At 65.4% G+C, this 19,389-nt stretch carries 18 protein-coding genes; 12 read left to right on the top strand and 6 right to left on the bottom strand.

All coding sequences use genetic code 11. The annotated features are described in order from the left end of the window. Positions 1 to 18 precede the first annotated feature (18 nt). The gene (locus G453_RS0112180) at positions 19 to 1,275 is read left to right on the top strand and encodes a serine hydroxymethyltransferase (RefSeq protein WP_027191300.1); all 1,257 of its coding nucleotides are present in this window, start codon (positions 19 to 21) and stop codon (positions 1,273 to 1,275) included. A gap of 12 nt (positions 1,276 to 1,287) precedes the next feature. Here G453_RS0112180 and G453_RS0112175 read toward each other — a convergent pair whose 3' ends face one another. After that, a complete protein-coding gene (locus G453_RS0112175; RefSeq protein WP_027191299.1) occupies positions 1,288 to 3,219 on the bottom strand; it encodes a molybdopterin-dependent oxidoreductase in 1,932 nt (643 codons plus the stop codon). A gap of 7 nt (positions 3,220 to 3,226) precedes the next feature. After that, complete coding sequence (locus G453_RS0112170; protein ID WP_027191298.1) at positions 3,227 to 4,585, bottom strand: dihydrolipoyl dehydrogenase family protein; 1,359 nt, start codon at positions 4,583 to 4,585, stop codon at positions 3,227 to 3,229. Between the two features lie 361 nt (positions 4,586 to 4,946). Between G453_RS0112170 and G453_RS0112165 the strand changes: the two genes are divergently transcribed. The 5 genes from G453_RS0112165 to G453_RS0112145 all read left to right on the top strand — a co-directional run bounded on the left by G453_RS0112165 (position 4,947) and on the right by G453_RS0112145 (position 10,747). After that, a complete protein-coding gene (locus G453_RS0112165; protein ID WP_027191297.1) occupies positions 4,947 to 6,350 on the top strand; it encodes a class II fumarate hydratase in 1,404 nt (467 codons plus the stop codon). A 47-nt stretch (positions 6,351 to 6,397) separates the two neighbouring features. Continuing rightward, positions 6,398 to 8,026 (top strand): NAD-dependent malic enzyme, encoded by a 1,629-nt coding sequence (locus G453_RS0112160; RefSeq protein WP_027191296.1) that lies wholly within the window; start codon positions 6,398 to 6,400, stop codon positions 8,024 to 8,026. 308 nt (positions 8,027 to 8,334) lie between these two features. Next, positions 8,335 to 10,023, top strand: coding sequence for a methyl-accepting chemotaxis protein (locus G453_RS0112155; protein WP_051272364.1), 1,689 nt, complete (start codon positions 8,335 to 8,337; stop codon positions 10,021 to 10,023). A 162-nt stretch (positions 10,024 to 10,185) separates the two neighbouring features. Next, the gene (locus G453_RS0112150) at positions 10,186 to 10,488 is read left to right on the top strand and encodes a BrnT family toxin (RefSeq protein ID WP_051272363.1); all 303 of its coding nucleotides are present in this window, start codon (positions 10,186 to 10,188) and stop codon (positions 10,486 to 10,488) included. Further along, positions 10,466 to 10,747 carry a BrnA antitoxin family protein gene (locus tag G453_RS0112145; RefSeq protein WP_027191293.1) on the top strand — a complete coding sequence of 94 codons (282 nt, stop codon included), beginning with the start codon at positions 10,466 to 10,468 and terminating at the stop codon, positions 10,745 to 10,747. The genes G453_RS0112150 and G453_RS0112145 overlap by 23 nt, the downstream gene beginning before the upstream one ends. Positions 10,748 to 11,004: 257 nt before the next feature. On the opposite strand, the gene gcvPB is transcribed toward G453_RS0112145, so the two are convergent. From gcvPB to gcvH, 3 genes are read right to left on the bottom strand one after another with little or no spacing between them, the layout of a single operon-like run. Next, positions 11,005 to 12,450, bottom strand: coding sequence for an aminomethyl-transferring glycine dehydrogenase subunit GcvPB (gene gcvPB / locus G453_RS0112140; protein WP_027191292.1), 1,446 nt, complete (start codon positions 12,448 to 12,450; stop codon positions 11,005 to 11,007). Continuing rightward, positions 12,447 to 13,778: an aminomethyl-transferring glycine dehydrogenase subunit GcvPA gene (gene gcvPA / locus G453_RS0112135; protein ID WP_027191291.1), complete on the bottom strand. Its 1,332-nt coding sequence runs from the start codon at positions 13,776 to 13,778 to the stop codon at positions 12,447 to 12,449. The genes gcvPB and gcvPA overlap by 4 nt, the downstream gene beginning before the upstream one ends. Positions 13,779 to 13,791: 13 nt before the next feature. Further along, positions 13,792 to 14,169, bottom strand: coding sequence for a glycine cleavage system protein GcvH (gcvH, locus tag G453_RS0112130; protein WP_027191290.1), 378 nt, complete (start codon positions 14,167 to 14,169; stop codon positions 13,792 to 13,794). 151 nt (positions 14,170 to 14,320) lie between these two features. Between gcvH and G453_RS0112125 the strand changes: the two genes are divergently transcribed. The 4 genes from G453_RS0112125 to folE2 all read left to right on the top strand — a co-directional run bounded on the left by G453_RS0112125 (position 14,321) and on the right by folE2 (position 17,194). Next, positions 14,321 to 15,040 (top strand): class I SAM-dependent methyltransferase, encoded by a 720-nt coding sequence (locus G453_RS0112125; protein WP_084502281.1) that lies wholly within the window; start codon positions 14,321 to 14,323, stop codon positions 15,038 to 15,040. Between the two features lie 75 nt (positions 15,041 to 15,115). Next, positions 15,116 to 15,535, top strand: a complete 420-nt coding sequence (gene nikR / locus G453_RS0112120; RefSeq protein ID WP_027191288.1) for a nickel-responsive transcriptional regulator NikR — start codon at positions 15,116 to 15,118, stop codon at positions 15,533 to 15,535. A 75-nt stretch (positions 15,536 to 15,610) separates the two neighbouring features. Continuing rightward, complete coding sequence (locus G453_RS0112115) at positions 15,611 to 16,390, top strand: 4Fe-4S binding protein (RefSeq protein ID WP_027191287.1); 780 nt, start codon at positions 15,611 to 15,613, stop codon at positions 16,388 to 16,390. Between the two features lie 30 nt (positions 16,391 to 16,420). Next, positions 16,421 to 17,194, top strand: coding sequence for a GTP cyclohydrolase FolE2 (gene folE2 / locus G453_RS0112110; protein WP_027191286.1), 774 nt, complete (start codon positions 16,421 to 16,423; stop codon positions 17,192 to 17,194). On the opposite strand, the gene G453_RS26330 is transcribed toward folE2, so the two are convergent. Next, the gene (locus G453_RS26330; RefSeq protein WP_051272362.1) at positions 17,191 to 17,751 is read right to left on the bottom strand and encodes a hypothetical protein; all 561 of its coding nucleotides are present in this window, start codon (positions 17,749 to 17,751) and stop codon (positions 17,191 to 17,193) included. The two genes, folE2 and G453_RS26330, sit on opposite strands and share 4 nt — an antisense overlap. Before the next feature lie 100 nt (positions 17,752 to 17,851). On the opposite strand from G453_RS26330, the gene G453_RS0112100 reads away from it, so the two are divergent. After that, positions 17,852 to 18,232 (top strand): hypothetical protein, encoded by a 381-nt coding sequence (locus G453_RS0112100; protein WP_027191285.1) that lies wholly within the window; start codon positions 17,852 to 17,854, stop codon positions 18,230 to 18,232. 132 nt (positions 18,233 to 18,364) lie between these two features. Further along, positions 18,365 to 19,381, top strand: coding sequence for a sigma-54 interaction domain-containing protein (locus G453_RS0112095; RefSeq protein ID WP_027191284.1), 1,017 nt, complete (start codon positions 18,365 to 18,367; stop codon positions 19,379 to 19,381). The last annotated feature ends 8 nt before the right edge of the window (positions 19,382 to 19,389 follow it).

Below are 19,389 nucleotides of genomic sequence, written 5' to 3'. Positions count from 1 at the left end.
CTGATCCAGGAGGAGCCCATGCGCGCCCATCGTGACCTGCTCGAAAAATCCGACCCCGACGTCTTCGCAACGCTGACCGGCGAGGAAAACCGCCAGCGCCTCGGCGTGGAGCTGATCCCGTCCGAGAACTACACCTATCCCGAAGTGCTGGCCGTTCTGGGCAGCGTGTTCACCAACAAGTACTCCGAGGGCTACCCCGGCAGGCGTTACTACGGCGGCCAGGAGTTCACCGACCGCGTGGAGATTCTTGCGCGCGAGCGGGCCTGCCAGGTGTTTCGCAGCGAGCACGCCAACGTGCAGCCCCTGTCCGGCTCGCCCATGAACCAGGCCGTGTATCTGGGCCTTTTGGAGCTGGGGGACACCATCCTGGCCATGGACCTGTCCCACGGCGGCCACCTGACGCACGGCGCTCCGGTGTCGCACATGGGGCGGCTCTTCAACTTCGTGCGCTACAAGACCGGGGCGACCGACGGAGCCATCGATTTCGACGCGGTGCGGGAACTGGCCCGCGAACACAAGCCCAAGCTGGTGCTGTGCGGCTACACGTCCTACCCGCGCGACCTGGATTACGCGGCCTTCAAGGCCGTTGCCGACGAAGTGGGCGCGTACACCATGTGCGACGCCTCGCACTACGCCGGGCTGGTGGCGGGCGGGGTGATGAAGAACCCCATGGACCACGGCTTCGACGTGATGACCACCACTTCGCACAAGTCGCTGCGCGGCCCGCGCGGCGGCATGATCCTGTGCCGCAAGGAGCTGGCGGCGCGCATCGACAAGTCGGTGTTTCCGGGCTTGCAGGGCGGCCCGCACATGAACGTGATCGCGGGCATCGCCATCACCATGGGCAAGGCCCTGACGCCTGAATTTCGCGACTACGCTGCCCAGGTGCTCCTGAACACGCAGGCCTTTGCCGGGGCGCTGACCAGCGGCGGCGCGCAGCTGGTGACCGGCGGCACGGACAACCACATGCTGGTGATGAACACCCAGGCCAGCTTCGGCCTGGACGGCCGGGTGGCGGAGGAGCTTTTGGACGAGGTGGGCATCACCACCAACAAGCAGATCATCCCGGACGACCCCAACCCGCCCCTGCGTCCCAGCGGCATACGCATCGGCACCCCGGCGGCTACCACACGGGGCATGAAGGAACGCGAGATGGAGCGGCTGGCCGGGTGGATGCTGGCGGTGCTCGGAAAACCGGAGGACGCGGCGCTGCGTGCGGACATCCGCCGGGAAGTGGAGGCCATGTGCCTGACGTTCCCGGTGCCGGGGCTGTAACCGGAGAGAGAATCAGACGGCGGAGGGCGGGGCGCTTACAAGCCTCGCCCTTTGTTCGTAGTAGGCCACCTGCGCCCCCATGTCGGTCTCGCGTCCGGCGATCAGGCGGTTGACGCAACCGCCGCGCGAGAGCCAGTCGCCGCGCGGGTAGAGCACGGCCTCGGGGTGCAGCGTATCGAGGATTTCCACCCGCACGGTCATGGAGCCGAGCGCGGTCTCAAGCAGGGCGGGGCGTGTTTGGTCCAGCCCGGCCAGGGCCGGGCAGCCGGACGACACGAACACGCGCGGGGGCGACTCCTGCTCGTCCTCCGGAACCTGCGAGAGCAGGTGGTCCTTTTGCACGAAGCTCAAGAGACGCAGGGGGAACCCGTCCGGCGCGGGCGCGCCCAAGTGCAGCGCGTCGGGCAGCCGGTACAGCCCGTCGGGGTGCGCGAACACGCCGTCCGCCCAGGGCGTTGACGGCACGGGCCCGCCCAGCCAGCCCTTCTCGCGAAGATCGGCAAGCGAGGCCTTCAGCTTGCCCTTGCGCAGGGCCGCGTCCATGACCTCTTCCGGGTCGGGATAGACAACCGGCGGCGCAAGCATGGCCCCAAGCGAGGCAGCGATGTGGAAATTGCTGCGGGCCTGTCCGCGCGGGGCGAGCACCTGGGCCGAGTGGTTCACGTACTCGTGGGAGTCGTTCCTGACCACGTCCTCGCACTCGAACAGCAGCGCCGGGGGCAGGATGACCGTGGCGCAGCGCGCGGTGTCGGTCATGAAGGGCTCCACCACCACGGTGAAGCGCGAGCGCAGCATCTGCGCGGTGGCCAGGCTGTCGGGGCACTGCGTCACCAGATTCATGCCCTCCACCCAGACGAACTCCACGGGCGGGTCGGCCAGGGCCACGTTTGCGGCCAGGGACGCCAGGGGGAAGGTGCGCGCGTAGCCGGGCTTGGCCTGGGTCCAGCCCCAGGCGGCGTTGCCCAGGTCCCCCTGCTTGAAGAAGACGCCAGCGCCCTTGCGCCCGATCTGGCCGGAGAGCATGGCCAGGGCGTCGATGAAGCGAACGTTCTCGCCGCCGAAGGCGTAGCGTTGCAGGCCGCGCCCGATGAGCGTGGCCGTTGGGGCATCTTCCGCATACCAGTCGGCCAGCAGGCGGGCCTGCTCCGGGCTTGCGCCGCAGGCGTCCAGCAGCGAGTCCAGGCTCCAGCCGTCCAGAAGTTCAAGAAACGCCTGAGGTTCGAAGCAGCGCGACAGTGCTTTCCGGGCATAGGCCGAGAGCCCGCGCTCCAGCAGAAGCTTGGCCGCAGCCGCCGCCAGGAAGCGGTCCGTGCCGGGCCGGATGATGATCTGTTCGTCGCAGAGACCGTCGTAGCCGGGGTCGCCGGGATGGATGGAGAGCACGCGCGCGCCGCGCTTGCGGGCCTTTGAGAGCATGGCCGCCAGATGCACGGACTGGGCGTCGGCGTTGCGGCCCCAGTTCACGATGCGGTCAGCGGTGGCCGCGTCAGTGAGAGGACCCTGGCGCACGGCTCCGAAGTCGCGCTTCAGGGCCTCGACTCCGGCGGAGAGGCACGGTGAACCGGAAAAGGCCGACGCGCCGAGTGTTCCGAACAGCAGCTTGCTGGCCTGATGCAGGAGGCCGAAGGAGGCGTAGTAGAAGACGTGGAGCATGCGCTCCGGTGTTTTGCGAAGGCGTGTGATCTGCGCGGCGATAAGGCCCAGGGCCTCGTCCCAGGATGCCTTGCGGAACTCGCCGTCTTCCCGGATGAGCGGCGTGGTGATGCGCCGGGGACTGGCGAGCCGCTCGCCGAAGCGGGCGGTCTTGGCGCACAGGAAACCGCGCGTGAAGGGATGCTCCGGATTGCCCCGCACGGAGAGCGACCCGTCCGGGCGCACTGCGACCAACAGGGCGCAACCGTCGCCGCAGTGGCGGGTGCAGGCGGTGCGAACAACCCCGCTCATGAAATGTTTACGCCGCCGGATTCAGCAAGGCGGAGCGCAAGGCCTCGTCCAGGGTGGGGTGCGGGAAGATCATCTCGCCGCACTGCTTCCTGGTCCAGCCCTGGGACACCATCACGGTGGACAGCGTGGCCAGCGAGGCGACGCCGTGGCCCACTGCCGTGACGCCCACCAGCCTGCCTTCGCTCCATACGCACTTGACCAAGCCCCCCGTGGCGCCGTGCGCCTGGGCGATGGGGTTGGCCACCAGCTGGGAGCGGCTCACGGTCACGTCCATGCCCTTGGCCAGGGCCTCGGCCTGCATCAGGCCCACGCGCATGGTCTCGGGCGCGCCGTACATGCAGCCGGGGATTGGGCCGGGCTCGTAGGGAGTCTTTTCCTCGCCAGCGAAGTGGCGCACGGCCCATTCGCCCTGGTGCGCGGCGGCGTGGGCCAGCAGGGTGCGGCCGTTCACGTCGCCCACGGCGTACACCGTGGGCGTGGCCAGCAGGTGCTCGTCGGTATGAATCCAACCCGCCGTGCCTTTCACCTCGGCCCCAAGCATTTCCAGCATGAGGTTTCGCGAGTTGGGCAGGCGGCCGACTGCCAGCAGGCACTTGTCCGCCGTGAGCACACGTCCGTCGCCCAGACTCAGGCTGGCCTGTCCGTCCACGGATTCCAGCTTGGAAATGGTGACGCCCACGTGCATGTCCCAGCCCATGCGCTTGAAGCTCTGGGCCAGGGCCTTGCTGATCTCCTCGTCCTCGGAGGGGGCGATGCGCGGCGCGACCTCCACCAGGGTGATCTTGGACCCGGCGCGCGAGAAGAACTGCGCCAGCTCAAGCCCGATGAAACCCGCGCCCACCACCAGCAGGTGCTTGGGGATTTCGCGCAGGCCCAGGATGTCGCCGGAGTTGAGCACGCAGTCGTGGTCGGCCTTGAGGCCTGGGTGCCAGGCAGGGCGGCTGCCCGTGGCCAGGATGCAGCGCTTGTGGTCGATGGTCTTGGGCTCTCCGTCCACCTCGATGACGGAACGCGCGGCCCCGATCATCTTGAGCTCGCCGTGGATGAACTCCACCCCGAGCTTGGTAAGTTCGGCGGCCATGGCCTTGCGGGTGGCCTCCAGATGGCGCTTCTTGCGGTCCACCAGGGCTGGCAGGTCCACGAAAAACTGGCCGGAGCCGGTCTTCATCTTCTCCTGGCCTTCCAGTTCGGCCTTGGGGGCCACGGCGGCCAGCAGGAACTTGGTGGGGATGCAGCCCCAGTTCAGGCAGGAGCCGCCCAAATGTTCCTTTTCGAGGAGGGTGGTGGAGATGCCGCGTTTGGCGGCTGCAAGAGCCGCGTCGTAACCGGCAGGGCCGCCGCCGACGATGAGAAGATCGGATGCCATGGCGTTCGCTTTGTATTGAGGTGTATGGAGGAATATTAATGCCAACTGCCTTGGTAGATTGGAGGCGGGGCCAAAGGCAAGAGAAATCGTGAAGAGAGCCCCCGGCGCACGCATGGCCAAGCGCCCTGTCATGAAAACAGGATGCAAAAAATGATCGATTCCTTGCAATGAACCGTCCGCTGAAGTACCAATTGAAGCTAGAATCCCTTTTCCGGGCGAGCAGCGGCACTCGAATGCGCCCGTCGGCAGGCGGCGGGAGGTATTTCTGATTCAGTAAGCCGCGCATCAGCAACGAAGCCACCGTGGGCGAGACCCTGGCCGGGCGTCCCGGCGGCGCGTGCGACACAAGGAGTGACAGCACATGGATTACCGCACGGAATCAGACAGCCTTGGCGACGTCCAGGTTCCCGAAGGCAAGCTCTGGGGCGCGCAGACCCAGCGCTCGCTCGAACACTTCAGCATCGGTGACGACCTGATGCCGCGCGAGATGATCGCGTCCTACGCGGTGCTGAAAAAGGGCTCGGCCCAGGCCAACCTCTCCCTGGGACGCCTCTCCGGGGACATCGCGGCCATGATCGAAACCGTCTGTGACGAGATCCTCGCCCACAAGCACGACGACATGTTCCCGCTGCACGTGTGGATGACCGGCAGCGGCACCCAGTTCAACATGAACGTCAACGAGGTCATCTCCAACCGCTGCTGCCAACTGGCCGCAACACCGCTCGGCTCCAAGACTCCCGTGCACCCGAACGACCACGTGAACATGTCCCAGTCCTCCAACGACAATTTTCCTTCGGCCATGTGCATAGCAGCCGCCGTGGGCGTTTCCGGCACGCTCATCCCGGCGGTTACGAACCTGCGCGACGGGTTGGCCGCCAAGGTCGAGGCCTGGAAGGACATCGTGAAGATCGGGCGCACCCACATGCAGGACGCCACGCCGCTGACGCTCGGGCAGGAGTTCTCCGGCTACGTGGGCCTTCTGGACGACAACCTGGAGCGCCTGAACGAGGTCATGCGCGGGGCCTGCCGACTGGCCCTGGGCGGCACCGCCGTGGGCACCGGCATCAACGCGCCTGTCGGGTTCGCCGAGGCCGCCGTGGCCCGCATCGCCGCGCTCACCGGCCTTCCCTTCGCCTGCGCGCCCAACAGGTTCACGGTGCAGGGCTCGCACGACGCGCTGGTGCACCTCTCGGGTGCGCTCAAGACCCTGGCCGTGTCGCTCTACAAGATCGCCAACGACATCCGCCTGCTCTCCTGCGGGCCGCGCGCCGGATTTTACGAGCTCATCATCCCCTCCAACGAGCCCGGCTCCTCCATCATGCCCGGCAAGGTGAACCCCACCCAGTGCGAGGCCATGGCCATGGCCGCCGCGCAGGTGATGGCCGCCGACGTGGCCGTGGGCCTGGGCGGGGCGGGCGGCTACCTGGAGATGAACGTGTACAAGCCGCTCATCATCTTCAACGTGATGAAGTCCATCCGGGTGATGTCGGACTGCATGAACAACTTCAGGAAGTATCTGGTGGACGGCATGCAGCCCAACGTGAAGCGCATAAGCGAGTTCGTGGGCCGTTCTCTCATGCTGGTCACGGCGCTTTCACCGGTGATCGGCTACGACAAGGCCTCCAGGATAGCGCATCACGCCCTGGAGCACGACCTGACACTGCGCGAGGCGGCGCTGGAACTGAAATTCGTCACCGCCGAAGAGTTCGACAGGATCGTGGTGCCCTCCAAGATGACGCACCCCTACGTGGCGCAGGAGAGTTAGCCTCGCCAAATCACAAGAATGCAACGTACACAAGCCGGAGAGAATACATGCCCATGATCACGAAGCGCGGCAAGGAACTGCTGGGCGATCCCGCACTGAACAAGTCCACGGCCTTCAGCGAACAGGAGAAGCAGACCTACGGCCTGACCGGCCTGGTGCCCGACGTGGTGGAATCCATCGACACGCAGCTTCAGCGCGTTATCATGCAGTTGGGGCACAAGGCCACCGACCTGGACCGCTACATCTACCTGATGAACCTGCTCGACCACAACGAGACGCTCTTCTACAAGACCATCATGTCCGACCCGGCCCGCTTCCTGCCCATCGTGTACGACCCCACCATCGGCGAAGCCTGCCTGAAGTTCGGGCACATCTACCGCCAGCCGCGCGGCATGTACCTGTCCATGGACCGGCGCGGCCACGTGCGCGAGGTGCTGCGCAACTGGCCCGTGAAGGACGTGCGCTTCATCTGCGTCACCGACGGCGGGCGCATCCTGGGGCTTGGCGACCTGGGGGCCAACGGCATGGGCATCCCCATCGGCAAGTTGCAGCTCTACACCGCCGCCGCAGGCGTGCCGCCCGGCGGCATGCTGCCCATGTACCTGGACGCCGGGACCAACAACGAGTCGCTCCTGAACGACCCGCTCTATCTGGGCATGCGCCGCCCCCGCCCCAAAACCGAAGAGCTCTTCTCCTTCGTGGACGAGTTCGTGGAGGCCGTGCAGGAGGTCTTCCCGGACTGCTGCATCCACTTCGAGGACTGGACCGGCGTGGACGCCATGCATCTGCTGGCGCGCTACCGCGAGAAGTGCTGCTGCTACAATGACGACGTGCAGGGCACGGCGGGCATCACCCTGGCGGGCATGATAAACGTCTGCAAGGTCAAGGGAACGAAGCTCAAGGACGAGTCCTATCTGTTCCTGGGGGCTGGCTCTGCCGGAATAGGCCTCAGCAACCTGCTGTGCTCGGCCCTGGTGGAAGAGGGGCTGACGCTCAAGGAAGCCCAGGCGCGCATCCACATGTTCGACGTGAATGGCCTGCTGGAGCCGTCGCGCACCGATCTGGCGGATTTCCAGCTGCCCTACGCGCACCCTCACGCGCCCATGAAGCTCAGCGACTTCGCCAAGGCCGTGGACGACTTCAAGCCCACCACCATCATCGGCGTCAGCACCACGGGCGGGGCCTTCAACAAGCAGGTGGTGGAGGCCATGAGCCGCGTGAACGAGCGGCCCGTGATCCTGGCGCTCTCCAACCCCACCGACAAGGCCGAGTGCACCGCCGAGCAGGCCTACACCTGGAGCGGCGGCAAGGCCCTGTACGCCGCCGGGGTGCAGTTCGCGCCGGTGTCCTACTGCGGCAAGACCCTCCTGCCCGGCCAGGCCAACAACTTCTACATCTTTCCGGCAGTGGGCATGGCCATCTACGCCACCCGGGCCAAACGCGTGACCGACCAGATGTTCATCGAAGCGGCGCGCGGCGTGGCCGATCAGGTGTCGGGGGAGCAACTGGAGCAGGGACTCTTGTACCCGCTCCAGTCCAACATCCTGGAGACGGAACTCAAGACGGCGGCGCGCGTGGCGACCCTGGTGTTCGACTCCGGCCTGGCAGGGGTGGAACGCCCAAAGGACGTGGAAGCGTTTGTGCGCTCGCACGTGTACGTACCGCAGTACGAGTAAGGGGCGTCTGTCCAGACCTTCAGAAAAGAGAGCCCTGCGGTAACCGGGGCGTGTTCTTGCCGTGTGTTCAACGTTCAACTGTATAGAGAGCTCTCGCCTGGTTGTTTGGGAATGATATTCGTCGTTGTTTGCATATGAGATACGTCACACCATGCTCTGGAGGGTTTTGCATGCTTCGCAGGTTGTCCATTTCCACGCGTATTTATCTGTCACTCCTTGGGTTGGCGATCTTTCTGATGGCGACAGTGGGAGGCTTTCTCTTTGGAGCTGACCGCATACGCAGCCTGATATTGTCTGAAGTTGGCGTGATGATGCTTGACGCCCAGAAATCCAAGATCGATGTCGCCACGAGAGCTGCGGCAGAAACATTGGGGCAGCTGTTGCAGGACGTCCCCAAGGACAAGCAACTTGATTTCCTGCGCAAGGCCATCTCGTCATTCCGGTACGAACAGGACCAATCCGGCTATTTCTTGGTGATCGAGGGAACCACGGTCAAGGCGCACCCGATAAACGCAGCTCTGATCGGCAAGGATATGGGCGAAGTGAAAGACAAGCAGGGCGTGTACTTCACCAGGGAGATGGAGCAGAAAGCCAAGCAGGGCGGAGGGTTCATCCAGTACGTCTTCGCCAAGCCGGGGAAAGGGGACCAGCCCAAGCTGTCCTTCGCAGCATATATTCCCGGAACGCCATACTGGATCGCGTCCGGGGTATACATAGACAACATCGACGAGGAAAAAGCCCGTATCGGCGGCATCATAACCAGCGTGATACGCAGCAACACGACAACCGTTCTCGTCAGCGTCGTTGCCGCGCTGCTGCTGATCGTGCTGCCCGCGACGGTGCTGGTGGTGCGCAGCATCACCCGGCCATTCGCCCAGGCCACGGCGGCAGCCGAGCAGGTGGCAGGCGGCGATTACGCCGTGAAGCTTGATGAGTCCGGCCGGGACGAAGCGTCGAAACTCTCCAAGGCCCTGAACAAAATGGCCGCGACCCTGAGCGGCAACATCGAGAAGATCAACGCCAAGACCGATGAGGCGCACCAGAAGGCCGCAGCCGCCGAAGCGGCCAGGCAGGAGGCCGAGGCGGCGATCAGGCTGGCGGAGAAAGCCAAAAGCGAGGGGATGCTGCAAGCATCGGGGCGCCTGGAGAGCATCGTGGAGGTCGTGGGGGCTGCATCGGATCACCTGTCGGGGCAGATAGACCAGTCCAGCCGGGGAGCGGAGGCCCAGGCGCACAGAGTGGCCGAGACAGCCACCGCCATGGAGGAGATGAACGCGACGGTTCTCGAAGTGGCCAGAAGCGCCTCCCACGCGGCCGAGACTGCGGACAAGGCCAGGCGCAAGGCCCAGGACGGGTCCCAGGTCGTCACTCAGGCAGTGAAGGGGATCGGGGAGGTTCAGTCTTCCGCCCTTGAACTCAGGAGCGACATGGCCTCGCTTGGCAAGCAGGCGGAGGGCATCGGGAATGTCCTGAACGTCATTTCCGACATAGCCGACCAGACGAACCTTCTGGCGCTGAACGCCGCCATCGAGGCGGCCCGCGCCGGGGATGCCGGACGCGGCTTTGCCGTTGTTGCGGACGAGGTGCGCAAGCTGGCCGAGAAGACCATGATAGCCACCAAGGAAGTGGGGGACTCCATCGAGGCCATCCAGGCCGGGACACGCAAAAGCATGGAAGGGGTCGACCGGGCGGTGGCCCGTATCGACCAGGCCAACGAGTTGGTCATCAAATCGGGCGACGCGCTTGTTGAAATCGTGTCCCTGGTGGACCTCTCCTCGGACCAGGTCCGGTCCATCGCCACCGCGTCGGAAGAACAGTCCGCAGCGACCGAGGAGATCAGCCGCTCCATCGAACAGGTCAGCGCCATCTCCGCCGAGACGTCGCAGGTCATGAACGAGGCGTCCAAGGCGGTGTCGGAACTAGTCGGACAGGCCCACAGTCTTCAAAACCTCATCGTTGATCTGCAAACGGAAGCAGGAGGCGGCTATCTGCGCTGAGCCGCTTCGTCCACATCCGGCGCGAAGCTGATTGAGGGTCCAGGGGGATCATCCCCCTGGACCCCTGACAGGTTAAGGCACAGCCCTGCCGGTTCCGGGCAGAATCCGGCGGGGCTTGAGCGGAGCCCCCGTCTGCCAGCCTCTTCGCGTGCATTTGACAGTATGGACATTCGTATATACGTCTGCTCCATGCGCATCGACTGGGACGAGGCGCAGAACCGGGCGAATCATGGCAAGCACGGGCTGTGGCTGGATGACGCCTGGGCGGTGTTCGAGCAGCCCATGGTGATAGCCGTGGACGACCGCAGGGACTACGGCGAGACGCGTTACGCCGCCCTCGGCTGCCTGGCGGACACCATCGTATTTCTCGTCTACGTGATGCGAGGCGACGTCATCCGGGTTATCTCGCTTCGGCGGGCGAACCTGAAGGAGCGGAGAGTGTATGAAGCGGAAGCTAAAATCTGACCTGGAGCGCGTGAAGCGCATGAGCGAGGAGGAAGTCCAGCGCAACTTCCTGGACGACCCCGACGCTTTGCCCACGGACGAGGCGTTCTGGCTTCACGCCACCAGGGTCGAACATCCCATGCAAAAGCAGTCCATCAGCATCCGCCTGAACCAGCGGGTCGTCGATTATTTCAAGAAGCAAGGCCCTGGCTACCAGACCCGTATCAACAACGTGCTGGAGCGCTACGTGGAACTTCAGGAACACCGCAACCAGCAGTGATCCTCCTCCTGCCTCGCTCATAGGTGCACGATAAGTCCATATTCGGGCGCAGCTACTTATTTCCCCATACCCCGCGAAGCCCACTGAGGGTCCAGGGGGATCATCCCCCTGGCGGGTCCAGGGCGGAGCCCTGGTGGGGTCTGGGGCGAAGCCCCACTTGCCCTCTCTGCAATTCCCAACAAAAACCGCCGCCCTGCGTCTCTCACGCGGGGCGGCGGCTTTGCGGGGGGCTGGCAGGCCCGTATCCAATCTATCCGTTACATGTCTTCGGTGATGTGCATGTTGCGCGCGGCGGCGGTCTCGTCCAGGCGGGTGACGGGCAGCGTCACCGGCGCGGCCTGCACTGCCGCCGGGTCGGTTTCGGCCAGGGCCAGGATGTCGCGCAGGTCGTCCACGAACTGGTCCAGGGTCTCCTTGGATTCGGTCTCCGTGGGCTCGAACATCAGGCATTCCTTGACGATGAGCGGGAAGTAGACCGTGGGGGCGTGGTAGCCCTTGTCCAGGAGCGCCTTGGCGATGTCCAGGGCGCGCACGCCCTTGTGCGACTGCTTCTCGGCGGAGGCCACGAACTCGTGCATGCAGACGCGGTCGTAGGGGACCTCCAGCACGTCGTCCAGGCGCTTGCGCATGTAGTTGGCGGCGAGCACGGCGTTCTCGCTGACCTTTATAAGGCCCTCGCGGCCCAGGCGCAGCATGTAGGCGTAGGCTTTGAGCACCACGCCGAAGTTGCCGTAGAAGGGGGCCACGTAGCCGATGGACTTGGGGTAGTCGTAGCGCAGGTGGAAGCGCCCCGAGGGGTCCTTCACCACGCGCGAGATGGGCAGGTAGGGCGCGAGTTTCTCGCACACGCCCACGGGGCCGGAGCCGGGACCGCCGCCGCCGTGGGGCGTGGCGAAGGTCTTGTGCAGGTTCAGGTGCACCACGTCGAACCCGGCGTCGCCCACGCGCATCTTGCCCATGACCGCGTTCAGGTTCGCGCCGTCGTAGTAGAGCAGGGCGTCCACGGAGCGCAGCATCTCGACGATTTTTGGCAGGTTCTTCTCGAACAGGCCAAGGGTGTTGGGGCAGGTCATCATCATGCCCGCGACCTCGTCGTCCAGCACTTCGGCCAGGGCGTCGGGGTCCACGATGCCGTCCTTGGAGGCGATGGACACCACCTCGTATCCGGCGATGGCGGCGGAGGCGGGGTTGGTGCCGTGGGCGGAGTCGGGGCAGATGATCTTGGTCTTCTTGTTGCCCTTGTCCGCGTGGTAGGCCGCCATGATGAGAACGCCGGTCAGTTCGCCGTGCGCCCCGGCCATGGGGTGCAGGGTGAAGTCGTGCATGCCGGTGATCTCGGCCAGCCAGCGCTCGGACTCGTACATCACCTCGAGCGCGCCCTGGGTCAGCTCGTCGCCGCGCGGCAACTGGGGCAGCAGGGGGTGCAGGCGGGCAAATCCCGGCAGTCCGGCGATGTCTTCGCAGAACTTGGGGTTGTATTTCATGGTGCAGGAACCCAGCGGGTAGAAGTTGGAGTCCACCCCGAAGTTCTTGCGCGAGAGCAGGCTGAAGTGGCGCACCACGTCCAACTCCGAGAGAGAGGGCAGTCCGGCGGGGACCTCGCGGGTCAGCCCTGCGGGCAGCAGGTCGGAGAGGTCGTGTTCCGGCTGCTTGGGCCAGACGCCCTCGCGGCCGGGCGCGGATTTGGTGAACACGGTGCTCATAGTTCGTCCTCCAGCCATGCGGCCAGTATGTCGATGTCGCGGCGGGAGTGCTTCTCGGTGCAGGTCACCAGCAGGCAGTCCTCCAGGCCGGGGTAGTAGCGTCCCAGCGGGAAGCCCGGCACGTAGCCGCGGCCGATCATGGCCAGGCAGACGTCCTGGGCGGGGCGGGGCAGGCGGATGGCGAACTCGTTGCCCACGGGGCCGTTGTTCAAAACGGTGACGCCAGGGATCTTGGCGAGCTTTCCGGCGGCGTAACGCGCGTTGCCGATGGAGGCGCTGGCCGTGCGGCGAAGCCCTTCCTCGCCCAAAAGGCACAGGTGCGCCAGGCAGCGCAGGGCGCACAGGGCCTGGTTGGAGCAGATGTTGGAGGTGGCCTTCTGGCGGCGGATGTGCTGTTCGCGGGCTTGCAGTGTGAGCACGTAGCCGGTGCGGCCCTGCGAGTCGGTGGTGCGGCCCACGATGCGCCCCGGCATCTGGCGGACCAGGGCCTTGGTGCAGGTCATGATGCCCAGGTACGGCCCGCCGAAGCTCATGGGCAGGCCCAGGCTCTGGCCCTCGGCCACGGCGATGTCCGCGCCCATGGCGCCGGGGGTCTTGATGACGCTGGCCATCACCGGGTAGGCGCTGATGATGTTCACAGCGCCCTGGGCCTTGGCGGCGGCGAACAGCGCGGAGGCGTCCTCCACGCAGCCGAAGAAGTTGGGGCTCTGCACCACCACGCAGGCGGTGTCCTTGTCCACGGCCTTTTCCATGGCCGCGAAGTCGGTCGCGCCGTCCACATGGGGCACGGTGACTAGCTCAAGCTTCAGGTTCACCGTGTAGGTGCCGAGCAGGATGCGGTAGATGGGGTTCACCGTCTCGGAGATGACAACCCTCACGCGCTTGGTCTGGCGAACGGCCATCATGACCGCTTCATAGATGGCGGTGCCGCCGTCGTAGACCGACGCGTTGGAGCAGTCCATGCCCAGAAGGCGCGTGACTGCGGTCTGGTACTCGTAGATGGCCTGGAGCGTGCCCTGGCTGGCCTCGGGCTGGTAGGGCGTGTAGGCGGTGTAGAACTCGCCGCGCATGGTGAGCGCGTCCACCGCCGAGGGCACGTAGTGGTCGTAGAAGCCCGCGCCGAGGAAACTCACCAGGTTGGTGGAGTTGCGCGAGGCCAGGTCCTCGAGCTTGGCGCGGGTGGCCATCTCGGACATGCCGGCGGGCAGGTCGAAGCTCTTGGGACGCAGGCTCTGGGGGATCTCGGCGAACAACTCCTCCACGGAGTCCACGCCGACGACCTCCAGCATGGCCCGCGTGTCCGCCGTGGTGTGGGGAACGTAGGGCATCGGTTCTCCTCGCCTAGTGGCAGGATACGGCGGTTTTTTCGTAGGCGGCGGCGTCCAGCAGGCCCTGGGGCTCGGCGGAGAGCTTCACCTTCATCATCCAGCCACCCTCGAAGGCTTCCTGGTTGACCAGCTCCGGGTTGGCTTCCAGCGCGTCGTTCACCTCGATGACCTCGCCGGTCACGGGGGAGTAGAGCTCGCTTGCGGCCTTGACGGACTCGATGGAGCCGAATTCGCTGCCCTGGGTCACCTGGGAGCCCACGGCGGGCAGGTCCACGAAGGTGATGTCGCCCAGTTGCTCCTGGGCGAAGCTGGTGATGCCCACGGTGGCGGTGTCGCCCTCGATTTTGGCCCATTCGTGGGAGGGGGTGTACTTCAGATCGGTGGGAAACATGTATGGCTCCTTGTCTTGCGCTCGAGTTGTCTGCCTGAAAACGCGGGCACTTTACCCGCCAGGACCGCACGGGGCAAGGCTTTCCTTCATGCGCGAGCTTGCATGCGGGCACGCTTGCGCGTATCAGGAGCGCCTTCGGAGGATATGCCCCATGCGAACCCTGGCGACCGCCCCCCACCAGACATCCCAACAATCCAAGCCCGCAAGCCCGGACTACACCCAGGGACCCAGGCAGTGCCTGCATGTCGAGGAGCTTGGCCGCACCTGGCTTCTGAACCGCACCGGCGACCTGGAAACCATCTGGGAGAACATGAGCCGCGAGGAGTTCGGCGAGGACGAGCGCATGCCCTATTGGGCGGAACTGTGGCCCGCGAGCCTTTTGCTGTGCCGCTGGCTCTCGCGCAATCAGGAGCTGGTGCGCGGGCGCTTCTGCCTGGACGTGGGCTGCGGGCTTGGGCTCACGGGCATCGTGGGCCAGTCGCTGGGGGCGAAGGTGGTGGGCATGGACCATCAGTGGCCTGCCGTGTATTTTTCGCGCGAGAACGCTGCGCTGAACGGTGTTGCGCAGCCCCTGTGGACCCAGATGGACTGGTGCGCCCCGGCCTTCAAGCCGAAGAGCTTCGATTTCATGTGGGGCGGCGACATCGTGTACGAAACGCGCTTCTATCATCCGCTGACGAAATTGTTTAAGGAGTATCTGGCTCCGGGCGGACGCATCTGGCTGGCCGAACCCCGTCGCAGCGTGTCGCGCCCGGTCTGGGAGCGCCTGGCCGAGGACGGCTTCGGGGTGCAAAAGCTCTTCACCGAGCCCGTGCCCGTGGAAGGCTACCACGTCACGGTCAACTTGTGGGAACTCTCGCTGGGCGAGTAAACACTTCAGGCAACGCGCGACGATCCGGCCGCGCAGGGGACGCCGTTTCCTGGCGCTGCAAAAGGGGATAAACGCATGGGCAAGACCATCCGATTCGGCGTGTCGCTCAATTCCGACCTTTTGGACAAGTTCGACGCCCTGTGCGAGGAGCGCAGCTACCCCAACCGCTCCGAGGCCATCCGCGACCTGATCCGGGGCGTGCTGGTGGAGAAGGAGCAGCAGGTCGGCGGGGCGGAGATCGCCGCCGTGCTGACCCTGGTGTACGACCATCACTTTTCCGACCTGTCTCAGCGGCTGGTGGAAATCCAGCACGACGAGCACGACGTGATCCTGACCACGGTCCACGTGCACCTGGACCACCACAACTGCCTGGAAGTGCTGATTCTGAAGGGCGCTGGCGACGCCATCAAGCGCCTGGCCGACCGGCTTATCGCCACCAAGGGCGTGAAGCACGGCAAGCTCACGTTGACCACCACCGGACAGGGACTGGTATAAGGAAGGCCTTGCGGCAATGACCGACGCAGTGCTCATTTCTTTCGGTGTTGCCGATTGCAGGCGCGGACCCCGCGCATGAAACCCCTGCGCATCGCCATGTCTCCACGCCAGCGGCTCAGGCGGGCGATCATATTCGCCTCGTTCCTGCTGTTTCCGCTCACACTCACCTATTTCTCCCCGGTGGTCATCCTTCAGGGAGCCATCAAGGGCGCGGTGACGGCAAGCGCCATCACCTTCGTGGCGCTTTTCCTCTCGGGGCTGTTGTTCGGGCGTGGCTTCTGCGGCTGGGTCTGCCCCGGCGCGGGGCTTCAGGAGCCACTGGCGGCGGTGAACCCCGACGCCGTGACCAGCCAGGTGGCGGGCAAGGTCAAGTGGGTCCTCTGGATTCCCTGGCTCATGGCCATCCTGACCTGCTACGGACTGGCCGTGGCCACCAATCCGGCAGGCCTCCGCCTGGAGCCGGACTTCATGATGAAGGCCTGGGTCGGCATCGACCGGCCCATGATGTTCATCCCGTATTTCACTGTGCTGGCGCTCATCGTCTGGCAGGCGCTGGCCCTTGGCAGGCGCGGCTTCTGCCACAGCCTGTGTTGGATGGCCCCGTTTCTCATTCTGGGGACGCGCGCGGGCGAGCGCCTGGGGCTGCCCCAGCTGCGCCTTGCCGCCGAGAGCGCCTCTTGCGACGCCTGTGCATCCTGCACTCGGGCCTGCCCCATGAGCCTGCCCGTTGCGGACATGGCCGCGCGCGGCGACATGCGCCACCCTGAGTGCGTGCTGTGCGGCGAGTGCGCGGACGTCTGCCCCAAACGCGCCATCTTCCTGGGCTTTCGCGCAAGCAACGCCAACAAACCATAACGCCCGGCCCCACGCCGTGAGCACGAGATCATGAAAGACATCCAATCATCGCCTTCCGACGTTTCCATCGCCATCGACCGCGTGGGCATCAAGTCCCTGCGCCTGCCCCTGACCGTGCGCGACCGCGAGCGGGGCCGCCAGAACACCGTGGCCGAGGTCGATCTGGCCGTGGACCTGCCCGCCGAGTTCAAGGGCACGCACATGTCGCGCTTCGTGGAGGCTTTGGAGAGCTGGAACGGCGAGCTGGATTATCACGGCTTCCGCGAGCTGGTGGCCGGGGTGCGCACGCGCCTGGAGGCCCAGAACGCCCACGTCACGGTGCGGTTCCCCTATTTCGTGCGCCGGGCCTCGCCCGCCAGCGGGGCCATGTCCCAGATGGACTACGCCTGCACCGTGCAGGGCGACCTCACCGGGGACAAGTTCCGCATCACCCTGGGCGTGGAAGTGCCGGTGATGACCGTGTGCCCGTGCTCGCTGGCCATCAGCGACCAGGGCGCGCACAGCCAGCGCACGGTGGTGCGCGCGCGTTGCCGCTTCAAGGGCTTCGTGTGGCTGGAGGAGCTCATCACCATGGCCGAGGGGGCTGGATCGTCGCCGGTGTATGCGCTTTTGAAGCGCGAGGACGAGAAGTTCGTCACCGAGGCGGCCTTCGCCAACCCCTGCTTCGTGGAGGACGTGGTGCGGGGCATGGCCAAGTCGCTTGAGGAACACGCCGGAGTGGTCTGGTACTCCGTGGAGGCCGAGAGCTTCGAGTCCATCCACAACCACTGCGCCTTCGCCGGGATCGAGCGGACCAAAGCCTAACGTATCCTCACGCTCGACATCATGGCGAACAATGCGCCCCGGTTCTGCTCGAACAGGGCCTGGGCGTGCTTGTCGTCGTCGCCGATGGCGCTGGCCGTCACCTGCACCAGCTTCCCTTTGGCCGGAACGAACAGGTGGTTCACGAACTGCACGCGCACCTTGCCGTGCTCGTCCTTGAGGCGTCTGGCGTAGAGGGCGTCGTAGGCGAAGAGGTCCCCGGCCTTGCCGGGGTTGCAGGTGGGGCGGATGCCCTTGAGCGCCTGCTCTATGTACAGCTTCACGTTCTCGCAGGCCACGAAGTCGTTCTGGGTGAGCAGGATCTCCGGGCGCGGCGGGCTGACGCAGATGCGAAAGCGCAGGTCCGACCCCTTGGAGGCCTCCACAGCGAACTGGCAGCCCTCTTCGGTGGTCTCGCGGACCTCGAACCCCACGGCAACGTAAAAGCGGATGCCCGCCTGGGCGTTCTCCCAGGGCTGCGGCCTGGGCGGCGGCTCCTGGGCGCAGGCCGCCAGCAGGCAGGCCGCCAGGGTCAGCAGGATGGCGTTTCGTCCGGACATCGCCGGGAGCTTAGCCTGAAGCACAGGGGCACGGCAACTGCCACGAACGTTGACAGCATGCCCCGAAATGCTCACAGTATGAGGTGAGGAGAGCCAAGCCATGACCGACATCGTGGACGCCAACGTTCAGGCCCTCGGGCTCTACGCCAACACCGGGAACAACCTGGCGGCGGAGCGGCGCGTGGTGGACGGCGTGACCCAGGCCCCGGCGAGCGCTGCCGAGGCCGGGCCTTTCCGGGTGCAGGCCGTGGTGGAGCACACCTACACCTTCGGGCAGAACATGCCCCCCATCCACTACGACATCGCCAACGACCAGAAAGTGCAGGAACGCGCCTGGCAGTACCCCTACCAGGGGGGCAACCTGGAGATCGCCCGCGAGATGCACGGCGTCCAGGCTTTCGAGCGCAACTTCCAGCTGAACCAGCAGCCCGTGCGCACCATCGAGCAGACCACCGGGGCGATCCTCAGCCTGACCACCTGATCCCCCCTGTTCTCAGGCACGTTTTCCCCGGCCCGAAACCGCGCCGATCATCACTATTTGCGCCTCTCCTCTTGACTTCGCGTCATTTCATTGACACCTTCGGTCCAAGCAAGAGGCTACCCCGGAGGCCGAATGGTATTGAACACAGTGGGCATCATCGGCAAAAGCCCAGCCCTGACCAGCGTCTTTTCCGTGCTGTCCAAGGTGGCCCCCACCGATTCCACGGTGTTGGTTACGGGCGAATCGGGAACGGGCAAGGAACTGCTCGTGCGGGCCTTGCACGCCAACAGCCGCCGCCACTCCAAGCCTTTCGTGCCCGTGAACTGCGGGGCCATCCCCCGTGAACTGCTGGAATCGGAGCTGTTCGGGCACGAGAAGGGCGCGTTCACCCACGCCATCCGCAGCCGCGCAGGCCGCTTCGAACTGGCCGACGGCGGCACCATCTTTCTTGACGAAATAGGCGAGATGGACCTGTCCTTACAGGTCAAGATTCTGCGCGTGCTCCAGGAAAAGGAGTTCGAGCGGGTGGGCGGCTCGCGCACCATGAAGGTGGACGTGCGCATCGTGGCCGCCACCAACCGCGACCTGGAGGCCGAAGTGGCCGCCGGCCGCTTCCGCGAAGACCTGTTCTACCGCCTGAACGTCATCCCCATGCATCTGCCGCCGCTGCGCGAACGCGGCGACGACATCCTCATCCTGGCCGACACCTTCCTGCACCGCTTCTGCGAGCACAAGGAACGCCCCGTGCTGGTGGTTCCGCCCTCCACGCGCGACATGTTCCTGCGCTACGGCTGGCCCGGCAACGTGCGTGAGCTGGAAAACCTCATGGAGCGCCTGTCCATCCTGTGCGACCACGACGAGGTGCGCCCGGAGGACCTGCCCAAGAAGGTCTGGGAAGGAGTGGGGCAGGCCCCGCCGCAGCCGGAGATCACCCAGGCGCGCCCGGCCGGGTTCGTGTGGCCTGTGGTCGCCGACCTCAAGGAGCGCAACATGGGCCTCAAGGAATTCCTGGACGAGATCGAGGAGCGCCTGCTCACCGAGGCGCTGGGCATGGCCGACGGGGTGAAGAACCAGGCCGCCGAGATATTGGGTATCAAGCGCACCACGCTCATCGAGAAGCTCAAAAAAAAGAACATGCTGGGAGCCTAAGGCCCGCG

Source organism: Fundidesulfovibrio putealis DSM 16056 (genome assembly GCF_000429325.1).
GTDB lineage: Bacteria > Desulfobacterota > Desulfovibrionia > Desulfovibrionales > Desulfovibrionaceae > Fundidesulfovibrio > Fundidesulfovibrio putealis.
This window is presented reverse-complemented; position numbering and strand designations above follow the sequence as displayed.

Bases quoted from the DNA above. Each gene is read 5' to 3' on its own strand.
- G453_RS0112165 (WP_027191297.1), top strand. From the start codon at position 4,947: ATGGATTACCGCACGGAATCAGACAGCCTTGGCGACGTCCAGGTTCCC.
- nikR (WP_027191288.1), top strand. From the start codon at position 15,116: ATGGGCAAGACCATCCGATTCGGCGTGTCGCTCAATTCCGACCTTTTG.
- G453_RS0112155 (WP_051272364.1), top strand. From the start codon at position 8,335: ATGATGCTTGACGCCCAGAAATCCAAGATCGATGTCGCCACGAGAGCT.
- folE2 (WP_027191286.1), top strand. From the start codon at position 16,421: ATGAAAGACATCCAATCATCGCCTTCCGACGTTTCCATCGCCATCGAC.
- G453_RS0112180 (WP_027191300.1), top strand. From the start codon at position 19: ATGCGCGCCCATCGTGACCTGCTCGAAAAATCCGACCCCGACGTCTTC.
- gcvH (WP_027191290.1), bottom strand. From the start codon at position 14,169: ATGTTTCCCACCGATCTGAAGTACACCCCCTCCCACGAATGGGCCAAA.
- G453_RS0112145 (WP_027191293.1), top strand. From the start codon at position 10,466: ATGAAGCGGAAGCTAAAATCTGACCTGGAGCGCGTGAAGCGCATGAGC.
- G453_RS0112175 (WP_027191299.1), bottom strand. From the start codon at position 3,219: ATGAGCGGGGTTGTTCGCACCGCCTGCACCCGCCACTGCGGCGACGGT.
- G453_RS0112150 (WP_051272363.1), top strand. From the start codon at position 10,186: ATGGACATTCGTATATACGTCTGCTCCATGCGCATCGACTGGGACGAG.
- gcvPB (WP_027191292.1), bottom strand. From the start codon at position 12,450: ATGAGCACCGTGTTCACCAAATCCGCGCCCGGCCGCGAGGGCGTCTGG.
- G453_RS0112115 (WP_027191287.1), top strand. From the start codon at position 15,611: ATGAAACCCCTGCGCATCGCCATGTCTCCACGCCAGCGGCTCAGGCGG.
- gcvPA (WP_027191291.1), bottom strand. From the start codon at position 13,778: ATGCCCTACGTTCCCCACACCACGGCGGACACGCGGGCCATGCTGGAG.
- G453_RS0112170 (WP_027191298.1), bottom strand. From the start codon at position 4,585: ATGGCATCCGATCTTCTCATCGTCGGCGGCGGCCCTGCCGGTTACGAC.
- G453_RS0112125 (WP_084502281.1), top strand. From the start codon at position 14,321: ATGCGAACCCTGGCGACCGCCCCCCACCAGACATCCCAACAATCCAAG.
- G453_RS0112160 (WP_027191296.1), top strand. From the start codon at position 6,398: ATGCCCATGATCACGAAGCGCGGCAAGGAACTGCTGGGCGATCCCGCA.
- G453_RS0112100 (WP_027191285.1), top strand. From the start codon at position 17,852: ATGACCGACATCGTGGACGCCAACGTTCAGGCCCTCGGGCTCTACGCC.
- G453_RS0112095 (WP_027191284.1), top strand. From the start codon at position 18,365: ATGGTATTGAACACAGTGGGCATCATCGGCAAAAGCCCAGCCCTGACC.
- G453_RS26330 (WP_051272362.1), bottom strand. From the start codon at position 17,751: ATGTCCGGACGAAACGCCATCCTGCTGACCCTGGCGGCCTGCCTGCTG.